Source organism: Aliiroseovarius crassostreae, assembly GCF_025137635.1.
Classification (GTDB): Bacteria; Pseudomonadota; Alphaproteobacteria; order Rhodobacterales; family Rhodobacteraceae; genus Aliiroseovarius; species Aliiroseovarius crassostreae.
Genome location: NZ_CP080772.1, coordinates 790,254 through 812,875, shown reverse-complemented (window position 1 = coordinate 812,875; position 22,622 = coordinate 790,254). Strand labels below are relative to the sequence as shown.

Sequence of the window (22,622 nt, the reverse complement as noted above, 5' to 3'; positions counted from 1 at the left end):
CCTTACTCAAGAGAGCGGAGGGTCAGGGCGCGTTCGACTTCGCGGCGCACCAGACGGCGCACGTTGCGGGTAATCTTTTCCCCCACCGCCCCCTGCAGCTCTTCACGAACCAGACGCATCACCAGATCGCGCAGCATATCCTCGTCAATCAGGTCGGTCTCCGCCTGATCTTCTGCAAAGAGTGTCGCGTCCTCCTCATCCGCAGAAACAGTCTCGGCCACACCGTCGATATTTTTGTCTTCTTCAATGAAGGCGGCAAGTTCCGCGTCCAAATCGTCCAAGTCCTGATTAGATACTGGCGTCTCGTCCTGTTCATGAGAGGGCGCGCTGTCCGGTTGTGCCGCATCCGTGTGGGTCTGCGCACGGCGGCGCAGGAAAATACCCGGCCCCAGATCCTCGACCGCATCCCCCAGATCGGGTTCAAATTCGACGTGGCTATCATTCACCGCGGCTTCAAGCTCCGCCACGCGATGCTCCAAGCCGGAATTCTCTTCAGCCTCACTGGCCGCTGCGTCAGACGTCATGTCCTCCACACTCGCCACGACGGCAGTGGTGTCCTCTGATGTCTCCGGTTCATCCTGAGCACCGGTCGAGACAAATGCGTCCTCAGCCGGATCGAGGCTTTCACCGCCTTCCGCTCCCTCAGCCGCATCACCCTGCGGGGCCGAAAAGGTGGGGTGATCTTCGGCAAGGTCGCCCGCATCCGTCGGAGACTGCTCCAGCACACCAACGCCGTCATCTCCCTGATCGCTCTCGACCGCAGGCTCTGGCGTCACCTCCTGACCATTCAGCTCCGTCCCGGCCTCAAGGCGCGGGTCCGAAAGGGCCTTTTCCGTGGAAACATCCCCCTCTTCCGCACCGGGATCTTCAACCCTGTCTGCGATCCCATCTTCCTGCGCAAGGTTGAGGGGGCGATGCAGGAACATGACATCATCATCGGTCTGGGTTGGGAACTCTGCGGCGTCGCCCTGGTCATCCACGACCTCGTCACGGTCCTCCAGGAAGGCGTCTTCCATCACCTCATGTATCGCGTCTTCCGACACCGGGGTTTCTGCGCGCTCTGGCGCATCCATCCCCGTCGCATTCTCATGCACACGAAAGGCAGGTGTCAGGACGAGTTTGTCGACAGGTTCAGGTGAGGGCGCCCCGCCCTGAGATTGGCCGTGGGCGCTCTGCCCGGATACAATATGGCCGGATCCATTCTGGCCTGCAGGCTGGGGGGCCGGATTTTCCGAGACGAGACGACGGATCGAAGACAGGACATCTTCGATATCTGCGTTGGAAACGGGATCTGACATGCCTGACTACCTGCTATAAACTGTTATTTTTCCCGGTCCCGCCGGGATTTACCGGGTCAGTTTACAGGGCAGGCTTGATTCTCACAACAGAGCTTGGGCGCAGTCCCCCGCGCCCAAACTGATTGAAATGCGTCTCTTATCAATCTGGCCGTTTCAACCTGGACAGGGCAATCACTGCCGCCCAAGGATCGAAATAATCGCATCCAGGCGCTCGCCCTGAGGGCTGATCTTACGCACGGGTGCGTTGCGCACAGCGTTATAATAAGCCTCTGCATCATAGCTGACGACGCCGAGGTTCAGGTGTTCCGCCGTCAACAGCCCCATCGAGGCGAGCAGCGAATAGGCCGCAAGATAGCGGCTCGACTGGGCGGAGATCCGCGCGGCCTCGGCGTTGCGCAGCGCCTGTTCGGCATTCAGCACATCCAGCGTCGTGCGTGAGCCAAGCGTTGCTTCCTCACGGGTGCCGCGCAAAGCAACCCGGCCTGCCCGGATCTGACGGTCCGTTGCCTCAAGGCTGGCAGTGGCAATGGCCATCTGCGACCAGGCATTTGCGACCTCCTGATCAACGGCCAGACGGGCCAGCTGCAATGCTAAACGGGCCTGTTCAGCCTGTGCAATCGCCTTACGGTAGGTCGCGGAATGGCGCCCACCTGCATAAAGATCCCCACTAAGGGACAGACCAATCTCATTGTTGAAATTGGCCCCGATGCCATCATCAATCCGGTCGGTCAATGTGGTTGATGCCCCAACACGCAAAGAGGGTTTCATCGCAACCCTCGCCCGCTCGATCCCGAGATCCGCGGCGGCCACCTGATACTGGGCTGCCCGGATATTGGGGTGCCGAGCACGGGCAATGGATTGCGCCTCACTCAGAGATTTTGCGGTTTTCGGGAAAGGGGGCGTGCCGGGCATGCTGTTGGGTAAATGACCGATGGCGGCGCGATATTCCTCGCGGGCGATGGCCCGCTGCCCCTGCGCAGCCACTTCATCCGCGCGGGCCGAGGCAAGACGGGCCTGTGCGTTGGCCACATCTGTCTGCGTGACCTCTCCGACTTCGAACCGATCCTGGGCCGCGCGCAATTCCTGCGTCAGGACCCGAACAGAATTGGCCTGCAGGGTTGCATTCTCATTGGCGGAACGGACATTCAGAAACGCCTGCACCGCCCGCAACAGAACATTCTGCTCGACCCCGACAAGCGCCTCACGGGTGGCAAGCACAATCTGCTTCTGCGCCTCGACACCCATCTGGCTGCGACCAAAATCATAAAGCAGCAAGCTTGCACTCAGTTCCGCACTATTGGCACGACCGCTGGGCGCAGGTCCTGCCCCATCAATGTCCTTCCAACCATGGGACAGGGAATACTGGATCACCGGTCGCAGCGCGGACAGGGCAATTGCCACATCCTCATCCGCTGCCCGCAACACGGCCTGGTTCTGCTGCAAAAGGCCGCTGTTCTTATAGGCAGAGGCCATGGCGTCCGCCAGGCTCTCAGCCCAGGCCCCCTGTGTCATGGCCATAATTGCGGCCGCAGTTACCCCAGCAAATTTTCCTTTGAAACCCATGATATATTCACTTTTCTCAAGTTTGCATTTGGTAAGGGGCAACCTTTGCCGCGGTCGGTCAGAGGACGAAGGCGCGGACCGCTTCGAACCCGGACACCACCGGCGCCCCTGCATTAAACGCGTGGCGCCAAACAATGGAGCCATCCATCTTATAACCGATACGCACGGTGCCGAGTTTTCCGTCGGCGAAAATGGCCGCCATACGCCCGCCATCCTTGAGTTGCTCCAGAAGAGCATCCGGAACCTGCTCAACGGCACCCTGAACGATAATCACGTCATAGGGGCCGTTTTTGGCGTTCCCCTCGGACGGCTCCCCCTGAATGACGGCAACATTATCGGCGCCGAATTCCGACAGTTTGGACTGGGCATCCGCTGCCATGCTTTCATCGCTTTCCACCGCGACGACAAAATCGGCAAGCCGGGCCAGAACCGCGGCGCTGTAGCCAAGGCCGCAGCCCAGATCCAGAACCAGCTCATCCGACTGGATATCCAGCGCGTCCAGCATCTTGGCCAGTGTACGCGGCTCAAGCACCACGCGGCCACCCCCCAGGTCGATATTCTCGCCCATATAGGCAGCTTCACGCTTGGCATCCGGCACGAAATCCTCGCGGGGGACGGACAGCATCGCATCAATGATCGGAAACTTGGTCACATCAGAGGGGCGCACCTGCGTGTCCACCATCATTGTGCGGCGAGCGGCAAAGTCGGTCATGGTCGAGCCTTCTTGTTCTGGAACATCCCGTTCCTATTGCCATAGATAGAATAAACGGGCAATCCCACAAGGGGCGAACTGTCGCGCCACCTGCCTTATTTTGCAAACCTTTCATCTCTGAAAGGATTCTGAAAATTTTCCCTGCCTGATCGTTCTGGCCGGCTGCCCGACCCAATTGCCCCGGCCGTTTTGCTTTCCGGGCTGCCTCGCAGGACGTCGCTTGCCTGACAGGCAATCTTTACCTGCCGCAAATTGCAAACCAACAGGCACATTTTGGTCTTGCAGACATGGGAGAAGACAAATAGTAAGTGCGGCAGGATCAACAGCCTGCACCACGGGCTGCTTCATTGTCCTTGGAATGGCGAGTTGGCGGAGTGGTGACGCAGCGGATTGCAAATCCGTGTACACCGGTTCGATTCCGGTACTCGCCTCCACTTCCCTCAATTCCATATTGCTTTCGGCGTCTTGGGACGCCCTCTGTGCAGGCGCGTTGCTGGTTACGGTCTGTGCTAGCCGCTGCAAATGCGACACCCCTCTTTCCAATCAGGTCCCGTGCGAGAATTTCAGTTTGGGCGCCGCTCACGCACTCATAGGCAGATCCATTTCGCCTGTTTTTGCCTTCCACTGATCAGACATGCACCGCCCCCAAGGCAAACCATACCCGATCACGCCGGTTCTGCGGCTTGATCTCTTAAGGGTAATCTTCTATGCCTCCCCCACCGGTCGCAGCCTACCCGGTCACCAAAACAAGGACTGAAAAATGAAAACCAATGTTGTCTGCTCCGGCGGGCTTGATTCTGTATCGCTCGCCCATGTGATTGCCGACCAAGGTGATCTCACGCGTCTCATCTCATTTGATTATGGTCAACGCCATCGCAAAGAGCTCAGCTATGCAGCGGGTTGCGCCGAGCGCCTGGGCGTCCCCCACCACGTGATTGACATGCGATCCATTGGCGCGGCTCTTTCCGGATCTGCGTTGACGGATGATATTGATGTCCCCGATGGGCATTATGCTGAGGACACCATGAAGATCACGGTGGTGCCCAACCGCAATGCGATCATGCTGACCATTGCCTACGGGATTGCCGCCGCAAATGGGGATGAGGCCGTCGCCACCGCGGTTCATGGGGGGGATCACTTCATCTATCCGGATTGTCGGCCTGCCTTTACCGAGGCATTTGACAAAATGCAGCGTGCAGCTCTTGATGGCTATGCCGACGTTGCCCTCTTTACCCCTTTTGTTCACCGCTCCAAGGCTGACATTGTCGCCGAGGGCGCAAAAGTGGGCACACCTTTTGCTGAAACCTGGTCATGCTACAAAGGCGGGCTGCATCACTGCGGTCGCTGTGGCACCTGCGTCGAACGACGCGAGGCCTTCCATCTTGCCGGCATCAACGATCCGACCATCTATGAAGATCCGGATTTTTGGCAGGATGTCACCGGGCAGAAAGGAGGTGCGTGATGTATCGGATCAGCAAGGAATTCCACTTCTCCGCATCACACCAGCTGGACCATCTGCCTGCAGACCACCAATGTGCCCGGTTGCACGGACATAATTACATCGTGGTGGTCGAACTGGCATCCTCAGAATTGAACGCAGATGGGTTTGTGCGGGATTATCACGAGCTGGGCCCGCTCAAATGCTACATTGATGACAGGTTTGATCACCGGCACCTCAACGACGTGCTGAATGGCCCGTCCACTGCGGAAAACATGGCGCGGCATTTCTTTGACTGGTGCAAGGCCCGCTGGCCGGAAACAAGCTCGGTCAAAGTATCCGAAACCCCCAAAACCTGGGCCGAATTTCGACCTGGGGCCTGACCATGTCACTGCGTATTTCCGAGATTTTTGGCCCGACCATTCAAGGCGAAGGGGCCCTGATTGGCGAACCCACCGTGTTCGTGCGCGCCGGTGGGTGCGATTATCGCTGCAACTGGTGTGACAGCCTGCATGCGGTGGACAGCGCCTATCGGCACGACTGGGCCACACTGACGGAGCAGGAGGTCTGGGCGAAGGTGCGACATCTTTCGGGTGACCAGCCTTTGACCGTGTCCATCTCAGGCGGCAATCCGGCCATTCAGGATTTCGCGCCCCTGATCGCGTTGGGTCGAAAAGAAGGATACCGGTTTGCCTGTGAAACACAGGGGTCCGTTGCGCGGTCCTGGTTTTCTGCGCTTGATACTCTGGTTCTCAGCCCCAAGCCCCCCTCCAGCGGAGAGGTGGTGAACTGGAGCCTTTTTTCCGACTGCATTCACGCAGCCGACAATCGCCCGACCGTGGTCATGAAAATCGTCATTTTTGACGATGCCGACTATGCTTGGGCAAAAGAGGCCGCAGCACGTTACCCGGATTTGCCGCTCTTCCTCCAACCCGGCAACCCTGACGTCGACCCGGAAGTGCCCGTAGATCTTGAACAAACCACAGACCGCCTCCTGTGGCTCATTGAAAAGACGATGAAAGACCGTTGGTTTGCCCCGCGCATCCTGCCGCAACTGCATGTGCTGGTGTGGGGCAACAAGCGCGGTGTTTAGAAAGGACATCCCATGACCGACAGCATCTATGCCAACCTCAAACAACTGGGGGGCGATACCGTGATGCCCAACTCGCCGGAAGAGGCCGTGCTTGAGCGGGTGCAGAACCCTCAGGCGGACACCGCGTATAACGTGCGCTTTACCGCGCCGGAATTCACCTCGCTCTGTCCAATGACCGGACAACCGGATTTCGCCCATCTGGTGATCGACTATGTCCCCGGTGACTGGCTCGTTGAAAGCAAGTCACTGAAACTGTTTCTTGGCGCGTTCCGTAATCACGGTGCGTTTCACGAGGATTGCACCGTCTCCATCGGCCGTCGTCTGCATGAATTCCTCGATCCACAGTGGTTGCGCATCGGAGGATATTGGTATCCGCGCGGCGGCATTCCGATTGATGTGTTCTGGCAATCCGGCCCGAAACCCGACAGCGTCTGGATCCCGGATCAGGGCGTGCCACCCTATCGCGGACGAGGCTAAGCCGCGCCCCAAAGGACCGCCTGAACCGGGCGGTTGAGATGTGTCCGAAACACCTGCAAGGCTGATATCCGCAGCTGCGTTTCAGCCTTGCGCACTCTTTTGCCCCATGCCCGGCCTCACAAATCCAGACGCGGTTTCAGCAGGTCCAGCCCTTCGCGCAGCGCCTGAAGCGCCTTTTTGTCGCGCATGTGATCCCGGAGGCTTGCATTCAGCCCCCCTTCTGTCGACAGATCCTGAAGAAGGCGCTCAAAACCCACCTCATCATCTGCTGCCATATTGGACAGAAAGCCAGAAAACATGGTCGCCACAAAAGCCTCGGCCATTTTGCTGTCACCCGTCTGATCCGCCAGCCACGCCGCCCCCTGCCGCATCTGGTCCAGAATGGGAGAGGCCAGCGCGGAGGCTGCAAAATGCGCATTCAGGGCATGTTCGTCACGGCAAGGGATCAGCCTATTGCGGTCCCCAAACAGCCTGGCCAGCTGCACATTGTCCGGATAAACCGGCAGCGCAGATCCCCCCGTAGCGATTGAAGGCAATGGAATGGCAATCGCCAGATCCGTCGCCGGCGCACATAGACGCCTCAGATCGGCAAGGGGCAAATCTGTCATCACCGAGATCACGGCCTGTGCGGGATGAAACGGAAGGTCCGGCAGCACATCCAGCGCGACATCCGCCAGCAGGCAGATGAAGACCACATCCGCGCGTGCGGCAATGGCTGCATTTTCGGCGATTTCGACCTCGGCATGTGCCTGGCACAACCGCTCTGCGACCTCACGGTTGCGCGGTGAAATCAGGATCTGATGCCCCTGCCCCGCCAGCCCCGCCACCATGGCAGAAGCAATCGTGCCAGTTCCGATAAAGCCAATACGCGCCACGGAGCTCTCCCTTGCAAGGTGGATTTCATGCATTTCAAATCAGATACAAACGCCAACCGATAGGCAAGACCCGCCCTCAATGTCGCAAAACGTCCATCTTTGTCGCATAATACCGGCCATCAAACCCACATTTCAGCCGAAACTCTTGATATCCGACCCGAAAGGCCCAGCATGCACTCCAGATACGCGCCAGCAGTTTGCCAGGCTTCTCAGCCGGGGCTGCCAAGATGACAGAACGCAGCTTTATCTCAAAAGGGGCGGCCTCCTTTCCGATTGAGCATGAGGGGGGGCCGACAGATATCTATTTTCTGCTCCTGCCCAAGGTGACGATGCTGGCGCTGAGCGCCGCTGTCGAACCCCTGCGAATTGCCAATCAGGTCACCAACAAAGAGCTTTATCGCTGGTTTCTCCTGACCGAGGATGGTCAGGAGATCCGATGTTCAAACGGTATTGCCGTTGTGCCGGACTTCGGTCTGATCAACCTGCCGAAATCTTCCCTCGCGTTTGTCGTGGCTGGGGTGGAGCCGGCGGACACGACCAGCCCACGTATTTTGAACTGGATTTCGCGGCAGCGCGCGTTTGGGTGCCGGATTGGGGGGATCTGCACCGGGGCCTTTACCCTTGCCAAAGCCGGGCTCCTCAAGAACCGGGATTTTACGCTGCACTGGGAAAACCAGCCGGCCTTCAAAGAGCATTTCATCGGGCTTCACCCGTCAAACAACCTGTTTGAGGTGGATGATGGGGTGATGACATGTGGGGGCGGCAATGCCTCGCTTGACATGATGCTTTACATGATTGAACGCGACCACGGCAAAGACCTGGCTGTGATTATTGCCGACATGTGCATTCACGCCCGGTCCAATACGCGGAAATCCCCCCAGAAATCCGCCTATTCCGAAGCCCTGTCCGTGCGCAACCAGCACCTGATCAACGCGATGCAATTCATGAACACCCAGCTGGAGGAGGGGGTCAGCATGGATGAGGTCGCAGAGCATGTGCAGATCTCAAGGCGTCAGCTGGAGCGCCTGTTCAAGCTCTATGTCGGCACCTCGCCCCTGCAGTTTTACGCCGATTTGCGGGTGAAACGCGCCTATGCGCTGCTGAATGAAACCAGCCTGTCGATCACGGAAATCGCCACGGCGTCGGGCTTTACCAGCACCTCGCAACTGGCCAATCAGTTTCGCAAGCGATATGGGCATTCGCCCTCATCATTTCGCAAGACCTGGCATGAATAAACCTGTCCCCCAAGCAAAAAGACAGCCCTAAGGCCGCCTTTTCAAATGCTCTTGGCTAAAGCGTTTCGAGATGAACTTGAGACACAAGTTGATTTCGAAACGCCCGCAACATCAGTAGGTTTCGAGCGTTTCGCCTCATTATTGTGTCCCAATAATAAGGCGAAACACTTTAGGTCAGTCCAGATTAGCAGGCCCCGACATTCAGGCACAGGCAATCAAGCACAGGCAATCAGGCACAGGCAATCAGGCTTCAACAAACAGACCCTGCGCCTTGACCTTTTCATAGGCCTCATCCAGCGACTTGCGGGCGCGGTCAATCAGGATGTCGATTTCATCCGTGGTGATCACCAGGGGCGGAGCAATGATCATCCGATCCCCGACATGACGCATGATCAGGTTGTTGCCGAAGCAGCATTCGCGAGTGATATAGCCCACGGTGCCCGCGTCAGAGGCAAACTTGGCGCGTGTGTCCTTGTTTGGGGTCAGTGCAAGCGACGCCATCAGGCCAACAATCTTGGTCTCTCCCACCAGCGGGTGGTCGGCGAGCGAATGCCATTTCTCGGCCAGATAAGGCGCGGCCACATTTTTCACATGGTCGACAATGCCCTCTTCTTCGAGAATACGCAGATTTTCCAGCGCCACCGCGCAGGCCACCGGATGACCGGAATAGGTGTAGCCGTGATTGAATTCGCAGGCATCCAGAACTTTGGCCACCTCGTCCGACACGATCGACGCCCCGATCGGCGCGTAGCCTGACGAAAGACCTTTGGCGACGGTCATGATGTCGGGGCGAATATCCAGGGCTTGCGACCCGAACCACTCACCAGTGCGTCCAAAGCCACAAATCACCTCATCAGCGATCAGCAGAATGTCGTATTTGTCGCAAATCCGTTGAATTTCAGGCCAGTAGCTGTCTGGCGCAACAATCACACCACCTGCACCCTGCACCGGTTCAGCGATAAAGGCGGCAACCTTGTCTTCGCCCAGCTCAAGGATTTTCTCCTCCAGTTCGCGGGCGCGCGCCAGACCAAAGGTCTCAGGCTCCATATCGCCACCTTCTGCCCACCAGTTGGGCTGGTCAATGAACGCGATACCGGGAATCGGCAGGTCCCCCTGCCCGTGCATCCCTTTCATCCCCCCCAGCGACGTGCCGCCAATGGTCGAGCCGTGATAGGCGTTCCAACGCGAGATGATGGTTTTCTTTTCCGGCTTACCTTTCTCGTCCCAATAGGCGCGCACCATACGGATATTGGTGTCGTTCGCATCCGACCCGCCATTGGCATAGAAGACGTGGTTCAGATCCCCAGGCGCCAGCTCGGCCAGTTTCTGCGCCAGCGCAATGGCGGGCACATGGGTGGTTTGGAAAAACGTGTTGTAGTAAGGCAGTTCGCGCATCTGCCGGGCAGCCACCTCGGCAAGCTCATCGCGGCCATACCCGATATTAACGCACCACAGACCGGCCATCGCATCTAGGATTTCCTCGCCTTCGCTGTCTTTCAGGTAAACACCATTGGCAGAGGTGATGATGCGTGCGCCTTTTTGGGCCAGTTCATCCCCATTGGTGAAGGGATGCATATGGTGGGCGGCGTCGATGGCCTGCAGTTCCGCAGTGGGTAGATGATTCGTAATTTTTGTCATTCAGGGCACTCCTTTGGCCAGATCAGACCGGTTCTGGCCGTGTCATTCTAAGCTGCCCTCAGAATATGATCAAAATTTTACATGTCAACGGGGGAGGTGAAATATGATCATTTCTTTTCCGCCAGCAGATGCTCGCGCACCTGGGCGATTCCCTGTTCGATATCCCCGCGAATGGCGGCCGCCACCCCCTCTGCGTCCTTTGCCTTCAACGCCTCAAGCGCCTCAGCATGATGATCCGGCATATTTGCGGTTCCATAGCGCCCAAGCACCACACGCAGCGACGGGCCTGCCCGTAGCCAGAGCATGTTGGCAATAGATAAAAGCACATCTGCACCGGCACGTTCATATAGGTAGGCATGGAAGCGATAATTGTTCTCAAGATAGCCCCGGACATCCCCCCGGTCGATTGCCGCATTCACCCGGTCATCCAGCGATACCAGCTGTGCAATGTCTTCTTTGCCCATGTTTTCAACCGCCTTGCGGGAAAGCTCTGGCTCAACCCCCATGCGGGCGAATGCAATTTCATCCCATTGCTTCAGATCGGGCTGCGGCACCGAAACCCGGCGGTTTCCCTTGAAGACCAAAGCGCCTTCCGACGTCAGTCGACGGATTGCTTCGCGCACCGGCGTCATCCCCACCTCAAGCTCAGCCACCAAGCCTTGAATGGTAACCGGCTGGCCCGGTGCAAGCTCGCCAAAAAGAATCATTTCGCGCAGTTTGCGGTAAACTTTCTGGTGGTCCGGTAACTTGACGGTCTGCTCTGTCACACCCCTCTCCCTTACTTCCAACGGCATAATATCTTTGCCAATTTTGGCCTTGCAGCCCACTCTCACAGACAGAGTAACGCGGCGTATGAAATTTTACCATATTGCGCGAACAGCTTTTTTTTGATCAAATAGCAATCAGCGGGTCAACGCACCCCCACCACAGGGAGACAAAAATGAATATACATATGCTCAAGCTCAGCACCGCTCTGGCGCTGATCGCCGGCGCAGCCTCAGCCGAGGAAGTGCGCGTCTACAACTGGTCGGATTACATCGACGAAGCGCTTTTGGAAAAATTCGAAGCGGAAACCGGGATCGAACTGATTTACGACGTGTTCGATTCAAACGAAGTTCTGGAAACCAAGATGCTGGCCGGCGGATCGGGTTATGACGTTGTGGTCCCAACCGCCTCCTTCATGGAACGCCAGATTGCCGCGGGTGTCTTCCAGCCGCTGGATCAGTCCAAACTGAGCAACATGGGCAACATGTGGGATGTGATCGCCAATCGCACCGCGCAGTTTGATCCGGGCAATGCCTATTCCGTCAACTACATGTGGGGCACCACCGGGCTGGGCGTGAATGTCCAGAAAGTTCAGGAAGTGCTGGGCGAGGATGCCCCGATTGACAGTCTTGAGCTGATCTTCAACCCCGCCAATATGGAAAAGCTGGCCACCTGTGGCGTGCATATGCTGGACGCCCCGGACGAAGTTATCCCGGCGGCACTGACCTATCTGGGGGAAGACCCCAACAGCAATGACAAGGCCGTGATCGAGCGCGCCGAAGAGGTCCTCGCCCCGGTTCGCCCCTATATCCAGAAGTTCCACAGCTCGGAGTATATCAACGCGCTCGCCAATGGTGACATCTGCGTGGCCTTCGGCTGGTCGGGTGACGTTTTGCAGGCACGCGACCGCGCGGACGAAGCCGAGAACGGGGTCGAAATCGCCTATAACGCTCCGAAGGAAGGGGCGCTGATGTGGTTCGACCAGATGGCCATCCCGGCAGATGCGCCGAACCCCGACGCGGCCCATAAGTTCCTGAACTTCATCATGGATGCGCAGAACATGGCTGCCGCGTCGAACTATGTTTACTACGCCAATGGCAACTTGGCTTCGCAGGAATTCCTCGAAGAAGATGTGATCGGTGATCCGGCCATCTATCCGACCCCGGCGGCGCTTGAGAACCTCTATGTGAAACGCGCCTACCCGTCCAAGGTTCAGCGGGTTGCCACCCGTCTTTGGACCAAGATCAAATCGGGCACCTAAGCCCCTTCCCCTCTGCGCCCCGTCCAGCGGGGATCCCGTGGTCCGGCGCAGAGGGCTTTTCCCTATTTTCCCCGAGGAACGCCCATGTCTGACGCCGCCCCTGCCCTGGCGCCTGTTTTTGCACCCTGGAACGACCCGGACGCAAAACCGATCATCCAGTTTCAGAATGTCACCAAACGCTTCGGTGACTTCACCGCGATCGACGATCTGACCATCGATATTTACGAGCGCGAGTTCTTTGCCCTGCTTGGTCCGTCTGGCTGCGGCAAGACCACGATGATGCGGATGCTGGCCGGGTTCGAAAACCCGACCGAAGGGGTCATCTCGCTGGATGGGCAGGACATCGCCCCGGTGCCGCCGAACAAGCGCGCCGTGAACATGATGTTCCAAAGCTATGCTCTGTTTCCCCATCTTTCCGTAGCCGAAAACATCGCCTTCGGCCTGAAACGCGACAAGATGCCGAAGGATCAGATCGAGGCACGTGTCGAAGAGATGCTGAGCCTTGTTCAGTTGAACAAATTCGCCTCGCGCAAACCGCATCAGATTTCGGGCGGGCAGCGGCAGCGGGTGGCGCTGGCACGCTCTCTTGCCAAGGCCCCGAAACTTCTGCTTCTGGACGAGCCGCTGGGGGCGCTGGACAAGAAGCTGCGCCAGGACACCCAGTTCGAACTGATGGATATCCAGGAAAAAACTGGAACCACCTTTGTGATCGTGACCCATGATCAGGAAGAGGCAATGACGGTCGCCAGTCGAATTGCGGTCATGGATCACGGCAAGATCATTCAGGTCGACACGCCGTCAAAAATCTATGAGGAGCCCGGGTCGGTCTATGTCGCTGACTTTATTGGGGATGTGAACCTGATCGAAGGGAATGTCACCCGCTCAGGTGATGATCACGCGACACTCAGCTGGGCATCCGGCCAGCAGGAACTGATCGGGATTGCCCACGAGGAAATCCCCTTGGGCACCCGTGCCACCCTTGCCGTGCGACCGGAAAAACTCAATATCTCAACGGAGCGCCCCGAGGGTGTGACCAATGCGATCCGGGGCCGCGTGCATGACATCGCCTATCTTGGCAACATGTCCACCTATGTGATCGAAACAGCAGATGGCAACCTGATCAAGGCGCAGGCCGCCAACACCCGCCGCATCGCCCGCCGGGCGATCACCTGGGAACAGGAAGTCTGGCTGTCCTTCACCGATACGGCAGGTGTGGTGTTGGTGTCATGAAACGGTTTACCCTGATCTCAATCCCCTATGCCTGGTTGCTGGTGCTGTTTCTGGTGCCCTTCCTGATCGTTCTGAAAATCTCTCTCTCGGACACCGAATTGTCGATCCCGCCCTACACGCCGCAGCTGGATATCAGCGAAGGCTGGGCCGGGGTGAAGGCGTGGTGGTCCGGACTGGACATGGAGAATTTCGTCTGGCTGACCGAAGACGACCTTTACTGGAAGGCCTATCTGTCGAGCCTCAAGATTGCCATCACCTCAACCATTCTGACCCTGCTGGTCGGCTTTCCGATTGCCTATGGCATGACGCGCGCGCCGGACGAATGGCGCCCCACGCTGATGATGCTGGTGATCCTGCCGTTCTGGACCTCGTTTCTGATCCGCGTCTATTCGTGGAAGGCGATCCTGTCGAATGAGGGGTTCCTGAACCAGCTTCTGATGGGGCTGGGCTTGACCAGCGAACCGCTGATCATCCTCAACACCAACACCGCTGTCTATATCGGCATCATCTATACCTACCTGCCTTTCATGGTGCTGCCGATCTATTCGGCGCTGGAGCGACTGGACGAAAGCCTGCTTGAGGCGGCTGAAGACCTTGGCTGTTCCCGCCTCTCAGCCTTCTGGTTGGTCACGCTTCCCTTGTCAAAACAAGGTGTTATCGCGGGGTCCTTCCTCGTCTTCATCCCAGCGATGGGGGAATATGTTATCCCGGCCCTTCTGGGCGGATCGCAAACCCTGATGATCGGTAAGGTATTGTTTGAAGAGTTCTTCGCCAACCGCGACTGGCCGGTGGCCTCGGCGGTGGCCGTGGTGCTGCTTCTGATCCTGATCATCCCGATTGTCCTCTTTCAGAAAAACGAAGAAAAACAGCGGGAGGCTGGCAAATGAGAAAACTCAGCTGGTTCAATGCGCTCAGCCTGACCCTTGGCTTTGCCTTCCTCTATATCCCGATGCTGATCCTGATCATCTACTCGTTCAACGCGGGCAAGCTGGTCACCGTCTGGTCCGGGTTTTCGTTCAAATGGTATGGCGAACTGATGCAGAACGAAGCCTTTCTGCAAGCCGCCTGGGTCACGCTGAAAGTGGCGGTGATGTCCTCGACCATCGCCACCGTGCTGGGCACCATGGCCGCCTATGTCATGGTGCGCGCGGGGCGGTTTCGCGGGCGAACACTCTTCTCTGGCATGATCTATGCACCCTTGGTGATGCCCGAAGTCATCACCGGCCTTTCTCTCCTGCTGCTGTTCATCGCAATTGGACTGGATCGTGGCGTGCTGACCATCGTGCTGGCCCATACCACGTTTTCAATGTGTTATGTCTCGGTGGTCGTCAGTTCACGCCTCGTCACCTTCGACCAATCCCTGGAAGAGGCCGCCCTCGACCTTGGCTGCACCGGTTTCGAAGCTTTCCGCCTTGTCACCTTGCCGATCATCCTGCCGGCGGTGATCTCGGGCTGGCTGTTGGCCTTTACCCTGTCACTCGATGATCTGGTGATCGCGTCCTTTACATCCGGCCCCTCATCCACAACCCTGCCGATCAAGATCTTTTCAGCCGTGCGCCTGGGGGTTACACCGGAAATCAACGCCCTTTCGACCATCATGATCGGGCTTGTGACCATCGGCGTCATCGCCGCCTCGCTCAGCTCGAAACGGGCCATCGCCCGCAAACAACAAGACGAAAGAGACGCTAACTGATGAGCGATTTTCTGACTGAATATGCCGCCTATTGCGACCAGCATGGCAGGCCTGAACGGATCGAGCTTATGCTCTGCGACCTCAACGCCGTGTTGCGCGGCAAATGGTTGCCCGGCGACGACGAAAAGAAACTGGCCGAGGGCGCGGTGCGCCTGCCGCTGTCCACGTACGCCCCCAATATCATGGGCGCAGAAGTGTCGGAAACCGGGCTTGGCATTGTCGTCGGTGACCCGGATGGGCGCATCCTGCCCATTCCCAGCACGCTGAAACCGGTCCCATGGGCCAAGGGCAATGTGGCCCAGGTGCAGGTGGAGATGATTGACCCGGATACAGGCAACATCTCCGGTCTCTCTTCGCGCCAGCAACTCGCCAATATGGTGGATGCCTTCCATGCCAAAGGCTGGCATCCGGTGCTGGCAAGTGAGCTGGAGTTCTACCTGTTCCAGCCCCGCTCCTCAGATGACGAAGCGCCCACGCCCCCCGACCGCAGCCCGGAGGCGCAAAATTATGACCTCGAAGTGCTGGAACGCACTCAGGATATCCTGACCGAAATCCTTTCAGCCTCCGAAGCACAGGGCATTGCCACCGACACGCTGATCGCCGAATACGGGCCGGGCCAGTTCGAGGTGAATTTCCACCACACGGATGATGTGTTGCTGGCTGCCGATACGGCCCTGCTCTTTAAACGGCTCGTGCGCGGGGTTGCGCGCAAACACGGGATGGAAGCCACTTTCATGGCCAAGCCTTACGCGGAATTCCCCGGCAACGGTATGCATCTGCACGCCTCAGTCGTGGACAAGACCGGAAAGAACATCTTCGACAATGGTGAAGATGGCGCCTCGGACACGCTGCGCGCCGCGGTTGGGGGCACGCTAGACACCATGCGCGATCTGGCGGCGATCTTTGCCCCGCACATGAATTCCTACCGCCGCTACCGGCCGCTCAGCTTTGCGCCATCAGCGCCGGACTGGGGCTATGACAACCGCGCCGCCGGGGTGCGCCTGCCCGAGGTGAACGGCCCCGCCGCCCGGCTTGAGCACCGGATCGCGGGCGCCGATGTGAACCCCTATCTGGTCATCACCGCGATCCTTGGCGGCATGCTGCACGGACTTGAAACCAACCCCACCCTGCCCTTACCGCTGGATGATCCCAAGGCCGAACCGGCTGCGCGGCTCACCTCGGATTGGACGCAGGCTGTGGATCAGTTCGCAGACTCGGATATGGCGGCCAAGATCTTTGGCAAGGAATACCGCGACATCTATACTGCCGTGCGCCGGGATGAGATCACCCAGCTGACCAATGAAATCAGCCAGATCGAATACCGCACCTATCTCGGGCGACTGTAAAAACGCGGAAGGCAGGGCTTATTCGCTCCTGCCTTCCCTCATTTTCTGGTCAAAAATATCCCGGGGTGAATTGATCCCGAAGGGATCAAGAGGGGCAGCGCCCCTCCTCATGCGGTTCTGAACGACGACGTCCACGAAATATTTCCGGCAACGCTTTGCAGATGGTCAGGCAAAAAGCCCCTTATAGGTCTCTCGCATCACATTCTTCTGCACCTTGCCCATCGTGTTGCGTGGCAGGGCCTCAACCAGCACAAACCGCTTGGGCTGCTTGAACTTGGCAAGCTTGCCTTCGACCCCCGCCCGCAGTTGATCCGTGTTCAGCGTGGCACCTTCCTGAGGCACCACAACCGCCACAACCGCCTCGCCGAAATCCTCATGCGGCACTGCAATCACCGCACTTTCCAGCACGCCCGGCAAGTCATCAATCACACCTTCCACTTCCTTCGGATACACATTGAACCCACCGGTAATGATCAGATCCTTGCCACGACCAACAATGGTCACATAGCCGTCTTCATCCACAAACCCGAGATCTCCGGTGATAAACCATCCATCCGCGCGCAGCTCTTCCGCCGTTTTTTCCGGCATCTGCCAATAGCCCGCAAACACGTTGTCGCCGCGCACTTCGAGCACTCCAATCTCGCCAGTGGGCAGGGCCTCTCCGCTCACCGGATCGCAGATCTTCAACTCGACCCCGGGCAAAGGTAACCCGACCGTGCCCGCACGGCGCGCACCCTCGTAAGGGTTTGACGTGTTCATATTGGTTTCGGTCATGCCGTAACGTTCCAAAATCGAATGCCCAGTCACTGCGCGCCAGCGATCATGGGTTTCGGCCAGAAGCGGCGCAGAGCCCGACACGAACAGTCGCATGTTCCTCGCCGCCGCCCCCAGGCGCGGATCCTTCAACAGCCGGGTATAGAAGGTCGGCACCCCCATCAGCGCCGTCGCCGTGGGCATCGCCTCAATAATCGCCTCGGCGTCAAAACCGCCCATGAAGATCGCCTGTGCCCCCGCCATCAGGGTGACATTCGTCGCGACAAACAGCCCGTGGGTGTGAAAGATCGGCAGCGCGTGGATCAACACATCCTTGTCCGTGAACTGCCAGTAATCACGCAGCACCTCGGAGTTCGAGGCCAGCGCCCGATGCGTGAGCATCGCCCCCTTTGAGCGCCCAGTCGTGCCCGAAGTATAGAGGATCGCCGCAAGGTCGAGAGCGTCGCGCGGCACCGCCTCAAATTTCGGCTCCTCAGCATCCCGCGCGGAGACAAGGCTCCCCGCTCCGCCCATGCCAAGGGTCAGCACATGGGCCACATCGCAGTCGGCTGCCACCGGGGTCATCTCATTCAATCGCTTGGGATCACAGACAAACACCCGCGGACTGGCGTCACCAAGGAAATAGCGCACTTCTTCGGCCGTATAGGCCGTGTTGAGTGGCAGGAACACAGCGCCCGCCAACACCGTGCCCACGTAAAGCTCCAGCATCGGCACCTCTTTGGGTGTCTGCACAGCAACCCGGTCGCCGGGGACCACCCCCAATCGCACCAACGCTGCCGCCATCCGCTCGGCATTGGCCCAGAACGCCCCGTAGGTGGTCTCAGCACCGCTGGCAAAATCGGTCAGGAACAGGGCATCATGGCGACCATCGGAAGCTTGGGAAATGGCGTGGGCGAGGTGGTTGGCGTCATACATGAAAGGCTCCGAAATCTGGCAATTTATCGCGGTTTGCACGAGGGTTAGCGGCTGGGCGTCACCGGGTCAATCGGACCATTTGGCCCGCCCAGCGCCTCTTCAATCCATTTCGCAATCGATAAGAGCTTCGCTTCTCCGCGCGGCGGGCCAATCAGCTGCAAGCCAACAGGCAGCCCATCGTTGGAAAACCCCACCGGGATCGACATGGCAGGCAGGCCGGCGGTGGTGGCAAGAAACGCAAAGCGCAGCCAGTCCATATATCCGCTCAGGCTCTGTCCGCCGACCTCCCGCACCCATTCTTCCGATTGCGCATGAGGCATATTGCCCACCACCGGGCAGGCAAGCACATCGTAGTGATCGAGAAACACCCGCATATTGTCATAAATCAGCGAGCGCCCCAATTGCGCCTCGGCGTAATCCTCGGCGCCCAGCGACAGCCCATAGGCAAGGTTGTCGCGCAGGGTGGGTTTGAAGTGACGTGTGAGGGATTTGGGCGCTTTGGCGAAATTCGCCGCCCACATGAAACCGCGTAGCTGGTGATAGGTGCGTTCCAGATTGGGCAGCGCGGGGCAGGCCTCTTCCACTTCGGCCCCGATCCGGTCCAGCGCAGCCATGGCGCGCGCCAGATGGTCCGCCATATCCGCATCCACAGGCGCAAAGCCCCCCAGATCCGGCGCCCAGCCAATCCGGGGGGCAAGCGGTGTCTGGATAGCGTCCTGATACGGGGCGTCGGGCGGAGGAAAGGACAAAGGCGCGTGCGGGTCGAACCCACACATGGCGTCCATGAACAGGGCACAATCCGTGACGGATCGGGCCATGGGACCCTCGACACCTTCCCCCACAAAACCCGTAAGGGACGATTTGGCCACCAGGCCGGGCGTGGTGCGCAATCCAACCACCCCGCAATAGGCGGCTGGGGTGCGCAGGCTGCCGCCGTGATCGGATCCATGGCTCAGCCAGAGCGCCCCTGTCGCCAATGACACCGCCGCCCCGCCGGATGACCCGCCCGCGTTGCGCCGCGTGTCATAAGGGTTGAGCGTTGCGCCGAACACCTCATTGAACGTGTTCCCACCCGCACCGAATTCCGGCGTGTTGGTCTTGCCCATCACCAGCGCGCCACGCCTCTCCAGCCGTGTGACAAGCGGGTCACTTTCGGCTGGAACATTCTCGGCCAACCCCTTGGTGCCGAAAGTGGACCTGACACCTGCGACCGGGGTAAGGTCTTTAATGCCAATTGGCAGACCCGCAAGATCCCCCGGGTGGTCGCTGGGCCTGAGCGACATGGCCTGCGCGCGGGCGCGCGTTGAGCAGCGCACCGGCACCGCATTCACGGCGGGCTCCACCTGATCCATCCGGGCCTCGGCGGCCGAGATCAGTTCGTCCGGGGAAAGCTTGCGCGCCTTCAGCAAGGTCACCACCTGATGCGCTTCCATCGCACACAGATCTGATCCGGTATATGCCATTCTGCCCTCCTGTTTTGCGCAGTGTAACGCCCCGATTTCAGCTTTCAATTGGTTCGATCAGCGCGGGGCCGGAGGCGCGATTGGAGTTCACCTCCTGCCCAACCGGGTGCATTTTCAAAAGCCCCGGTTCGGGGGGCACCATAAGCCGGGCCGCGCCATGACCTTCTTCGCCCAGCCATTTCCCCCAATGGTCACGCTCAATCACCACAGGGCATCGGTGGTGGATCTGGGACAGGGGGAGCGGAGCCGGGGTGGTGACAACAGCAAATGTGGGGCGCTGGTCCTGCCCCCAATCTTGCCAGATTCCGGCACACACCAAGGGGGTTCCATCTGCCCTTTTGACATAATAGGGGTGGCGGGCCCTGCCCTCGCGAAACCATTCGTAAAACCCGTCCATCGGGATCAGGCAGCGCCGGGCGCGACAGGCGGCACGAAACGCGGGTTTCTCCGCAATCGTTTCCGCGCGGGCATTGATCAGGAGCGGCCCATCACGCTCAGACTTATACCAAGATGGCAGAAACCCCCAACGCATCGCGGACAGGCGCCGCGCGCCCCCCATCAATGAAATCACCGACACCTGGCTGGTTGGGCAGACGTTGAAGTTTTCATGTGCAGGCAAGTCATTTGACGGGATCGCCTTGAACAGTCTGGCCATCGCATCCGGGGGCAAAGTTGTGGCAATACGCCCGCACATGGCCTGCTAGCGCACCGATTTGCGGGCGATGTCAATTCTCGCCTCCATCATGGACATCTCTTTCATGATATCGCGGCGGCGGGTCCGGTCGCCCGTTTCAGCCAGTTCATCGCGCAATTTCTGCAACAGGCGCGACAATGACACAAACTCCGGCACTGCGCCGTTTTCCCGGATCAATCGGTTGATCAGCGCAGCCTCAGGGTCCCCCTCCAGATCAAGCGGCTTGCCTGCCCCTTCGAGGTTGTCAAAGTCGCCAGCCTCTTCTGCGGCGCGGATTTTTTGATTGATGAGGTCGATGAGCGGGTGATCCATGACGGGAGTTTAACGCGCATTTTGATGATCGCAAAGACGCGGGCCCGTGCAGGGCGTAGAAAAGCTGGCATCTGATGGGCGAGAATACCAGAATACTAGTTTTCTAGTTTTCTAGTTTTCTAGTTTCTCAAAAAACATCGCCAACCAGGTCGTCCCCTCAATAAGAAAGGGCAGGATTTCTCCTGCCCTTCCTAACGTCATCGAAACAGGGTTTTCCGATGTTTATTTTTGGGTGATACGCCCATCCAGCATCGGTGTCACAGGTGCCATCCGAGCCATGTATTCAGCAGTCACATCAGCAAGGTCCGGACCAAAATCATAGGCATTCTGCGCATCGCGGAACATCTTGTATCCATCCCCCCCATTGCGCACGTAATTGTTGGAAACGACCCCATATAGCTTTGCAAGATCAATAGGTTGACCACCGACCATGACGTCTGACACCCGTTCTCCCGCCGGTTTTGACACATCAAAGGCAAAGCTCATCCCCGCCACTTGCGGGAAGCGCCCGGCGCCCTCCTCATGCTGGCTCACACCATTTTCAAGTGCGGCCACGATGGTTGCCCCATCCACCTGGAAGGTCGAGAGCGTATTTTGGAACGGAAGCACGGTCAGCACTTCCCCCATGGTCACATCCCCCGCATCAATCGAGGCACGAATACCGCCGCCGTTCTGGATCGCAATCTCGATGCCCTGATCCTTCACCCGGTCCAGCATGGCGTCAGCAATGATATTGCCCATGGCGCATTCCTTCGCCCGGCAGGCCCCCCGTTCGCCATCAATTGCCTCGGCAGAGCTGGCCACCACCTTGTTGCGGATCTCGTCCAACGGCTTGGCTGCTTCGGCAATCCGCGCCTTGGTCGCAGCGTCTTCGCTCACGGCGCCATCCATGATCAGTGGCTCACCCTTGGCCTCGATGATCTTGCCGGCATCGTCAAAGGTGACGTTCAATTCCCCCAAGAATTTGCCATAGGCATAGGCCGACACAATCGCCGTGTCGCCCACCATGGTCGGATAGGGCCCTTCTGCCTTGTCCGAGCTGTTCGACAGGTAGGTGTTGGTGTGTCCGCCAACGATCACATCCACGCCGGTGGTTTCCGCAGCCACCTTCTTGTCCACGCCATAGCCCGAGTGGCTGAGCACAATGATCTTGTTCACGCCCATCGCCGTCAGCTTGTCCACTTCGCCCTGCACCGCCTGAACCGGATCGGTGAAGATCACATTTGGCCCCGGTGAGGCCAGCTCATCCGTGTCCTGCGGGGTCAGGCCGATCAGGCCGATCTTTTCCCCTCCCCGCTCAATCACAACGGATTTCTGCAACTTGTCATGCAGGAGGGGTTCCCCCGAGACATCCGCATTTGACATCAGGACCGGGAAAGTCACCGCATCCATGAACCCACGCAGCACTTCCGGGCCGTCGTCAAACTCGTGGTTGCCCACGGTCATCCCGTCATAGCCCATCTTGTTCATCATCTCGGCGGCCAGTTTCCCCTTGTAATAGGTGTAAAACAGCGTGCCCTGGAACTGGTCACCACCGTCAACAAGAATGGAATTGTTGGACCGCGCCCGCGCCTCGGCCAGCGCCGAAACAAGACGGGCAGAGCCACCAAAACACTTGCCTTCGGCATTGCTCTCTTCCGAGCAGCCGCTGTCATATTTCGAAATCGGTTCAAACCGTGCGTGAAAATCATTGGTGTGCAGAACGGTCAAGGAATAGTCCGCAGCAGCGGCACCCGCGCCCAGCGCCAAAGCGGCAACGGTGGTCAGAAAATGTTTCATATCAGGTTCCCCCTGGAATTTTGATCTGCCGAAAGACTGGCCCGAGTCGGACACCTTGTCA

21 protein-coding genes and 1 tRNA gene are annotated in these 22,622 nt (G+C 58.6%); 11 read left to right on the top strand and 11 right to left on the bottom strand.

The window, feature by feature from the left end:
- Window positions 1-2: 2 nt before the first annotated feature.
- The 3 genes from K3J57_RS03910 to K3J57_RS03900 form a co-directional block, all read right to left on the bottom strand.
- On the bottom strand, window positions 3-1,298 hold the full coding sequence (locus K3J57_RS03910) for a hypothetical protein (RefSeq protein ID WP_259794123.1): 1,296 nt from the start codon (window positions 1,296-1,298) through the stop codon (window positions 3-5).
- 171 nt (window positions 1,299-1,469) lie between these two features.
- On the bottom strand, window positions 1,470-2,816 hold the full coding sequence (locus tag K3J57_RS03905) for a TolC family outer membrane protein (protein ID WP_259794121.1): 1,347 nt from the start codon (window positions 2,814-2,816) through the stop codon (window positions 1,470-1,472).
- Between the two features lie 103 nt (window positions 2,817-2,919).
- Window positions 2,920-3,573: a protein-L-isoaspartate O-methyltransferase family protein gene (locus K3J57_RS03900; RefSeq protein ID WP_259797198.1), complete on the bottom strand. Its 654-nt coding sequence runs from the start codon at window positions 3,571-3,573 to the stop codon at window positions 2,920-2,922.
- Between the two features lie 360 nt (window positions 3,574-3,933).
- Here K3J57_RS03900 and K3J57_RS03895 point away from each other — a divergent pair.
- The 5 genes from K3J57_RS03895 to queF all read left to right on the top strand — a co-directional run bounded on the left by K3J57_RS03895 (window position 3,934) and on the right by queF (window position 6,581).
- Window positions 3,934-4,007: transfer RNA gene (locus K3J57_RS03895), tRNA-Cys, on the top strand.
- Between the two features lie 326 nt (window positions 4,008-4,333).
- On the top strand, window positions 4,334-5,035 hold the full coding sequence (queC, locus tag K3J57_RS03890) for a 7-cyano-7-deazaguanine synthase QueC (protein WP_259797197.1): 702 nt from the start codon (window positions 4,334-4,336) through the stop codon (window positions 5,033-5,035).
- Complete coding sequence (gene queD / locus K3J57_RS03885; protein WP_259797196.1) at window positions 5,035-5,394, top strand: 6-carboxytetrahydropterin synthase QueD; 360 nt, start codon at window positions 5,035-5,037, stop codon at window positions 5,392-5,394. Before queC ends, queD begins: the two co-directional genes overlap by 1 nt.
- A 2-nt stretch (window positions 5,395-5,396) precedes the next feature.
- Window positions 5,397-6,104, top strand: a complete 708-nt coding sequence (gene queE, locus K3J57_RS03880; protein WP_259797194.1) for a 7-carboxy-7-deazaguanine synthase QueE — start codon at window positions 5,397-5,399, stop codon at window positions 6,102-6,104.
- Window positions 6,105-6,116: 12 nt separating this feature from the next.
- Complete coding sequence (gene queF, locus K3J57_RS03875) at window positions 6,117-6,581, top strand: preQ(1) synthase (RefSeq protein WP_055188900.1); 465 nt, start codon at window positions 6,117-6,119, stop codon at window positions 6,579-6,581.
- Between the two features lie 116 nt (window positions 6,582-6,697).
- Here queF and K3J57_RS03870 read toward each other — a convergent pair whose 3' ends face one another.
- Window positions 6,698-7,456, bottom strand: coding sequence for an NAD(P)-binding domain-containing protein (locus K3J57_RS03870; protein WP_259797193.1), 759 nt, complete (start codon window positions 7,454-7,456; stop codon window positions 6,698-6,700).
- A gap of 227 nt (window positions 7,457-7,683) precedes the next feature.
- Here K3J57_RS03870 and K3J57_RS03865 point away from each other — a divergent pair, with 227 nt between their 5' ends.
- On the top strand, window positions 7,684-8,691 hold the full coding sequence (locus K3J57_RS03865) for a GlxA family transcriptional regulator (protein WP_259794116.1): 1,008 nt from the start codon (window positions 7,684-7,686) through the stop codon (window positions 8,689-8,691).
- Window positions 8,692-8,934: 243 nt separating this feature from the next.
- On the opposite strand, the gene K3J57_RS03860 is transcribed toward K3J57_RS03865, so the two are convergent.
- Both K3J57_RS03860 and K3J57_RS03855 read right to left on the bottom strand, forming a co-directional pair.
- Window positions 8,935-10,329, bottom strand: a complete 1,395-nt coding sequence (locus tag K3J57_RS03860; protein WP_259797191.1) for an aspartate aminotransferase family protein — start codon at window positions 10,327-10,329, stop codon at window positions 8,935-8,937.
- A gap of 107 nt (window positions 10,330-10,436) precedes the next feature.
- Window positions 10,437-11,096: a GntR family transcriptional regulator gene (locus K3J57_RS03855; protein WP_259794115.1), complete on the bottom strand. Its 660-nt coding sequence runs from the start codon at window positions 11,094-11,096 to the stop codon at window positions 10,437-10,439.
- A gap of 173 nt (window positions 11,097-11,269) precedes the next feature.
- Here K3J57_RS03855 and K3J57_RS03850 point away from each other — a divergent pair, with 173 nt between their 5' ends.
- From K3J57_RS03850 to K3J57_RS03830, 5 genes are all read left to right on the top strand, one after another.
- Complete coding sequence (locus K3J57_RS03850) at window positions 11,270-12,355, top strand: polyamine ABC transporter substrate-binding protein (RefSeq protein WP_259794114.1); 1,086 nt, start codon at window positions 11,270-11,272, stop codon at window positions 12,353-12,355.
- A gap of 84 nt (window positions 12,356-12,439) precedes the next feature.
- Complete coding sequence (locus K3J57_RS03845) at window positions 12,440-13,585, top strand: ABC transporter ATP-binding protein (protein WP_259772702.1); 1,146 nt, start codon at window positions 12,440-12,442, stop codon at window positions 13,583-13,585.
- Window positions 13,582-14,472, top strand: a complete 891-nt coding sequence (locus tag K3J57_RS03840; protein ID WP_259776857.1) for an ABC transporter permease — start codon at window positions 13,582-13,584, stop codon at window positions 14,470-14,472. Before K3J57_RS03845 ends, K3J57_RS03840 begins: the two co-directional genes overlap by 4 nt.
- Window positions 14,469-15,278 carry an ABC transporter permease gene (locus tag K3J57_RS03835; protein ID WP_173485491.1) on the top strand — a complete coding sequence of 270 codons (810 nt, stop codon included), beginning with the start codon at window positions 14,469-14,471 and terminating at the stop codon, window positions 15,276-15,278. Before K3J57_RS03840 ends, K3J57_RS03835 begins: the two co-directional genes overlap by 4 nt.
- Entirely contained in the window at window positions 15,278-16,624 is a 1,347-nt protein-coding gene (locus tag K3J57_RS03830) for a glutamine synthetase family protein (RefSeq protein WP_259797190.1), read from the top strand. Before K3J57_RS03835 ends, K3J57_RS03830 begins: the two co-directional genes overlap by 1 nt.
- 165 nt (window positions 16,625-16,789) lie before the next feature.
- Here K3J57_RS03830 and K3J57_RS03825 read toward each other — a convergent pair whose 3' ends face one another.
- From K3J57_RS03825 to K3J57_RS03805, 5 genes are all read right to left on the bottom strand, one after another.
- Entirely contained in the window at window positions 16,790-18,313 is a 1,524-nt protein-coding gene (locus K3J57_RS03825; protein ID WP_259797189.1) for a malonate--CoA ligase, read from the bottom strand.
- 44 nt (window positions 18,314-18,357) lie between these two features.
- Complete coding sequence (locus K3J57_RS03820) at window positions 18,358-19,776, bottom strand: amidase (RefSeq protein ID WP_259797188.1); 1,419 nt, start codon at window positions 19,774-19,776, stop codon at window positions 18,358-18,360.
- A gap of 37 nt (window positions 19,777-19,813) precedes the next feature.
- Complete coding sequence (locus K3J57_RS03815) at window positions 19,814-20,470, bottom strand: SOS response-associated peptidase (protein ID WP_259786395.1); 657 nt, start codon at window positions 20,468-20,470, stop codon at window positions 19,814-19,816.
- Window positions 20,471-20,476: 6 nt separating this feature from the next.
- On the bottom strand, window positions 20,477-20,782 hold the full coding sequence (locus K3J57_RS03810; RefSeq protein WP_259786394.1) for a DnaJ family domain-containing protein: 306 nt from the start codon (window positions 20,780-20,782) through the stop codon (window positions 20,477-20,479).
- A 222-nt stretch (window positions 20,783-21,004) separates the two neighbouring features.
- Window positions 21,005-22,561 (bottom strand): bifunctional metallophosphatase/5'-nucleotidase, encoded by a 1,557-nt coding sequence (locus K3J57_RS03805; protein WP_259797187.1) that lies wholly within the window; start codon window positions 22,559-22,561, stop codon window positions 21,005-21,007.
- Window positions 22,562-22,622: the final 61 nt, after the last annotated feature.

Coding starts and splice junctions, on each gene's coding strand:
- K3J57_RS03910 (WP_259794123.1), bottom strand. CDS start 1,298: ATGTCAGATCCCGTTTCCAACGCAGATATCGAAGATGTCCTGTCTTCG.
- K3J57_RS03905 (WP_259794121.1), bottom strand. CDS start 2,816: ATGGCCATGACACAGGGGGCCTGGGCTGAGAGCCTGGCGGACGCCATG.
- K3J57_RS03900 (WP_259797198.1), bottom strand. CDS start 3,573: ATGACCGACTTTGCCGCTCGCCGCACAATGATGGTGGACACGCAGGTG.
- queC (WP_259797197.1), top strand. CDS start 4,334: ATGAAAACCAATGTTGTCTGCTCCGGCGGGCTTGATTCTGTATCGCTC.
- queD (WP_259797196.1), top strand. CDS start 5,035: ATGTATCGGATCAGCAAGGAATTCCACTTCTCCGCATCACACCAGCTG.
- queE (WP_259797194.1), top strand. CDS start 5,397: ATGTCACTGCGTATTTCCGAGATTTTTGGCCCGACCATTCAAGGCGAA.
- queF (WP_055188900.1), top strand. CDS start 6,117: ATGACCGACAGCATCTATGCCAACCTCAAACAACTGGGGGGCGATACC.
- K3J57_RS03865 (WP_259794116.1), top strand. CDS start 7,684: ATGACAGAACGCAGCTTTATCTCAAAAGGGGCGGCCTCCTTTCCGATT.
- K3J57_RS03860 (WP_259797191.1), bottom strand. CDS start 10,329: ATGACAAAAATTACGAATCATCTACCCACTGCGGAACTGCAGGCCATC.
- K3J57_RS03850 (WP_259794114.1), top strand. CDS start 11,270: ATGAATATACATATGCTCAAGCTCAGCACCGCTCTGGCGCTGATCGCC.
- K3J57_RS03845 (WP_259772702.1), top strand. CDS start 12,440: ATGTCTGACGCCGCCCCTGCCCTGGCGCCTGTTTTTGCACCCTGGAAC.
- K3J57_RS03840 (WP_259776857.1), top strand. CDS start 13,582: ATGAAACGGTTTACCCTGATCTCAATCCCCTATGCCTGGTTGCTGGTG.
- K3J57_RS03835 (WP_173485491.1), top strand. CDS start 14,469: ATGAGAAAACTCAGCTGGTTCAATGCGCTCAGCCTGACCCTTGGCTTT.
- K3J57_RS03830 (WP_259797190.1), top strand. CDS start 15,278: ATGAGCGATTTTCTGACTGAATATGCCGCCTATTGCGACCAGCATGGC.
- K3J57_RS03825 (WP_259797189.1), bottom strand. CDS start 18,313: ATGTATGACGCCAACCACCTCGCCCACGCCATTTCCCAAGCTTCCGAT.
- K3J57_RS03820 (WP_259797188.1), bottom strand. CDS start 19,776: ATGGCATATACCGGATCAGATCTGTGTGCGATGGAAGCGCATCAGGTG.
- K3J57_RS03815 (WP_259786395.1), bottom strand. CDS start 20,470: ATGTGCGGGCGTATTGCCACAACTTTGCCCCCGGATGCGATGGCCAGA.
- K3J57_RS03810 (WP_259786394.1), bottom strand. CDS start 20,782: ATGGATCACCCGCTCATCGACCTCATCAATCAAAAAATCCGCGCCGCA.
- K3J57_RS03805 (WP_259797187.1), bottom strand. CDS start 22,561: ATGAAACATTTTCTGACCACCGTTGCCGCTTTGGCGCTGGGCGCGGGT.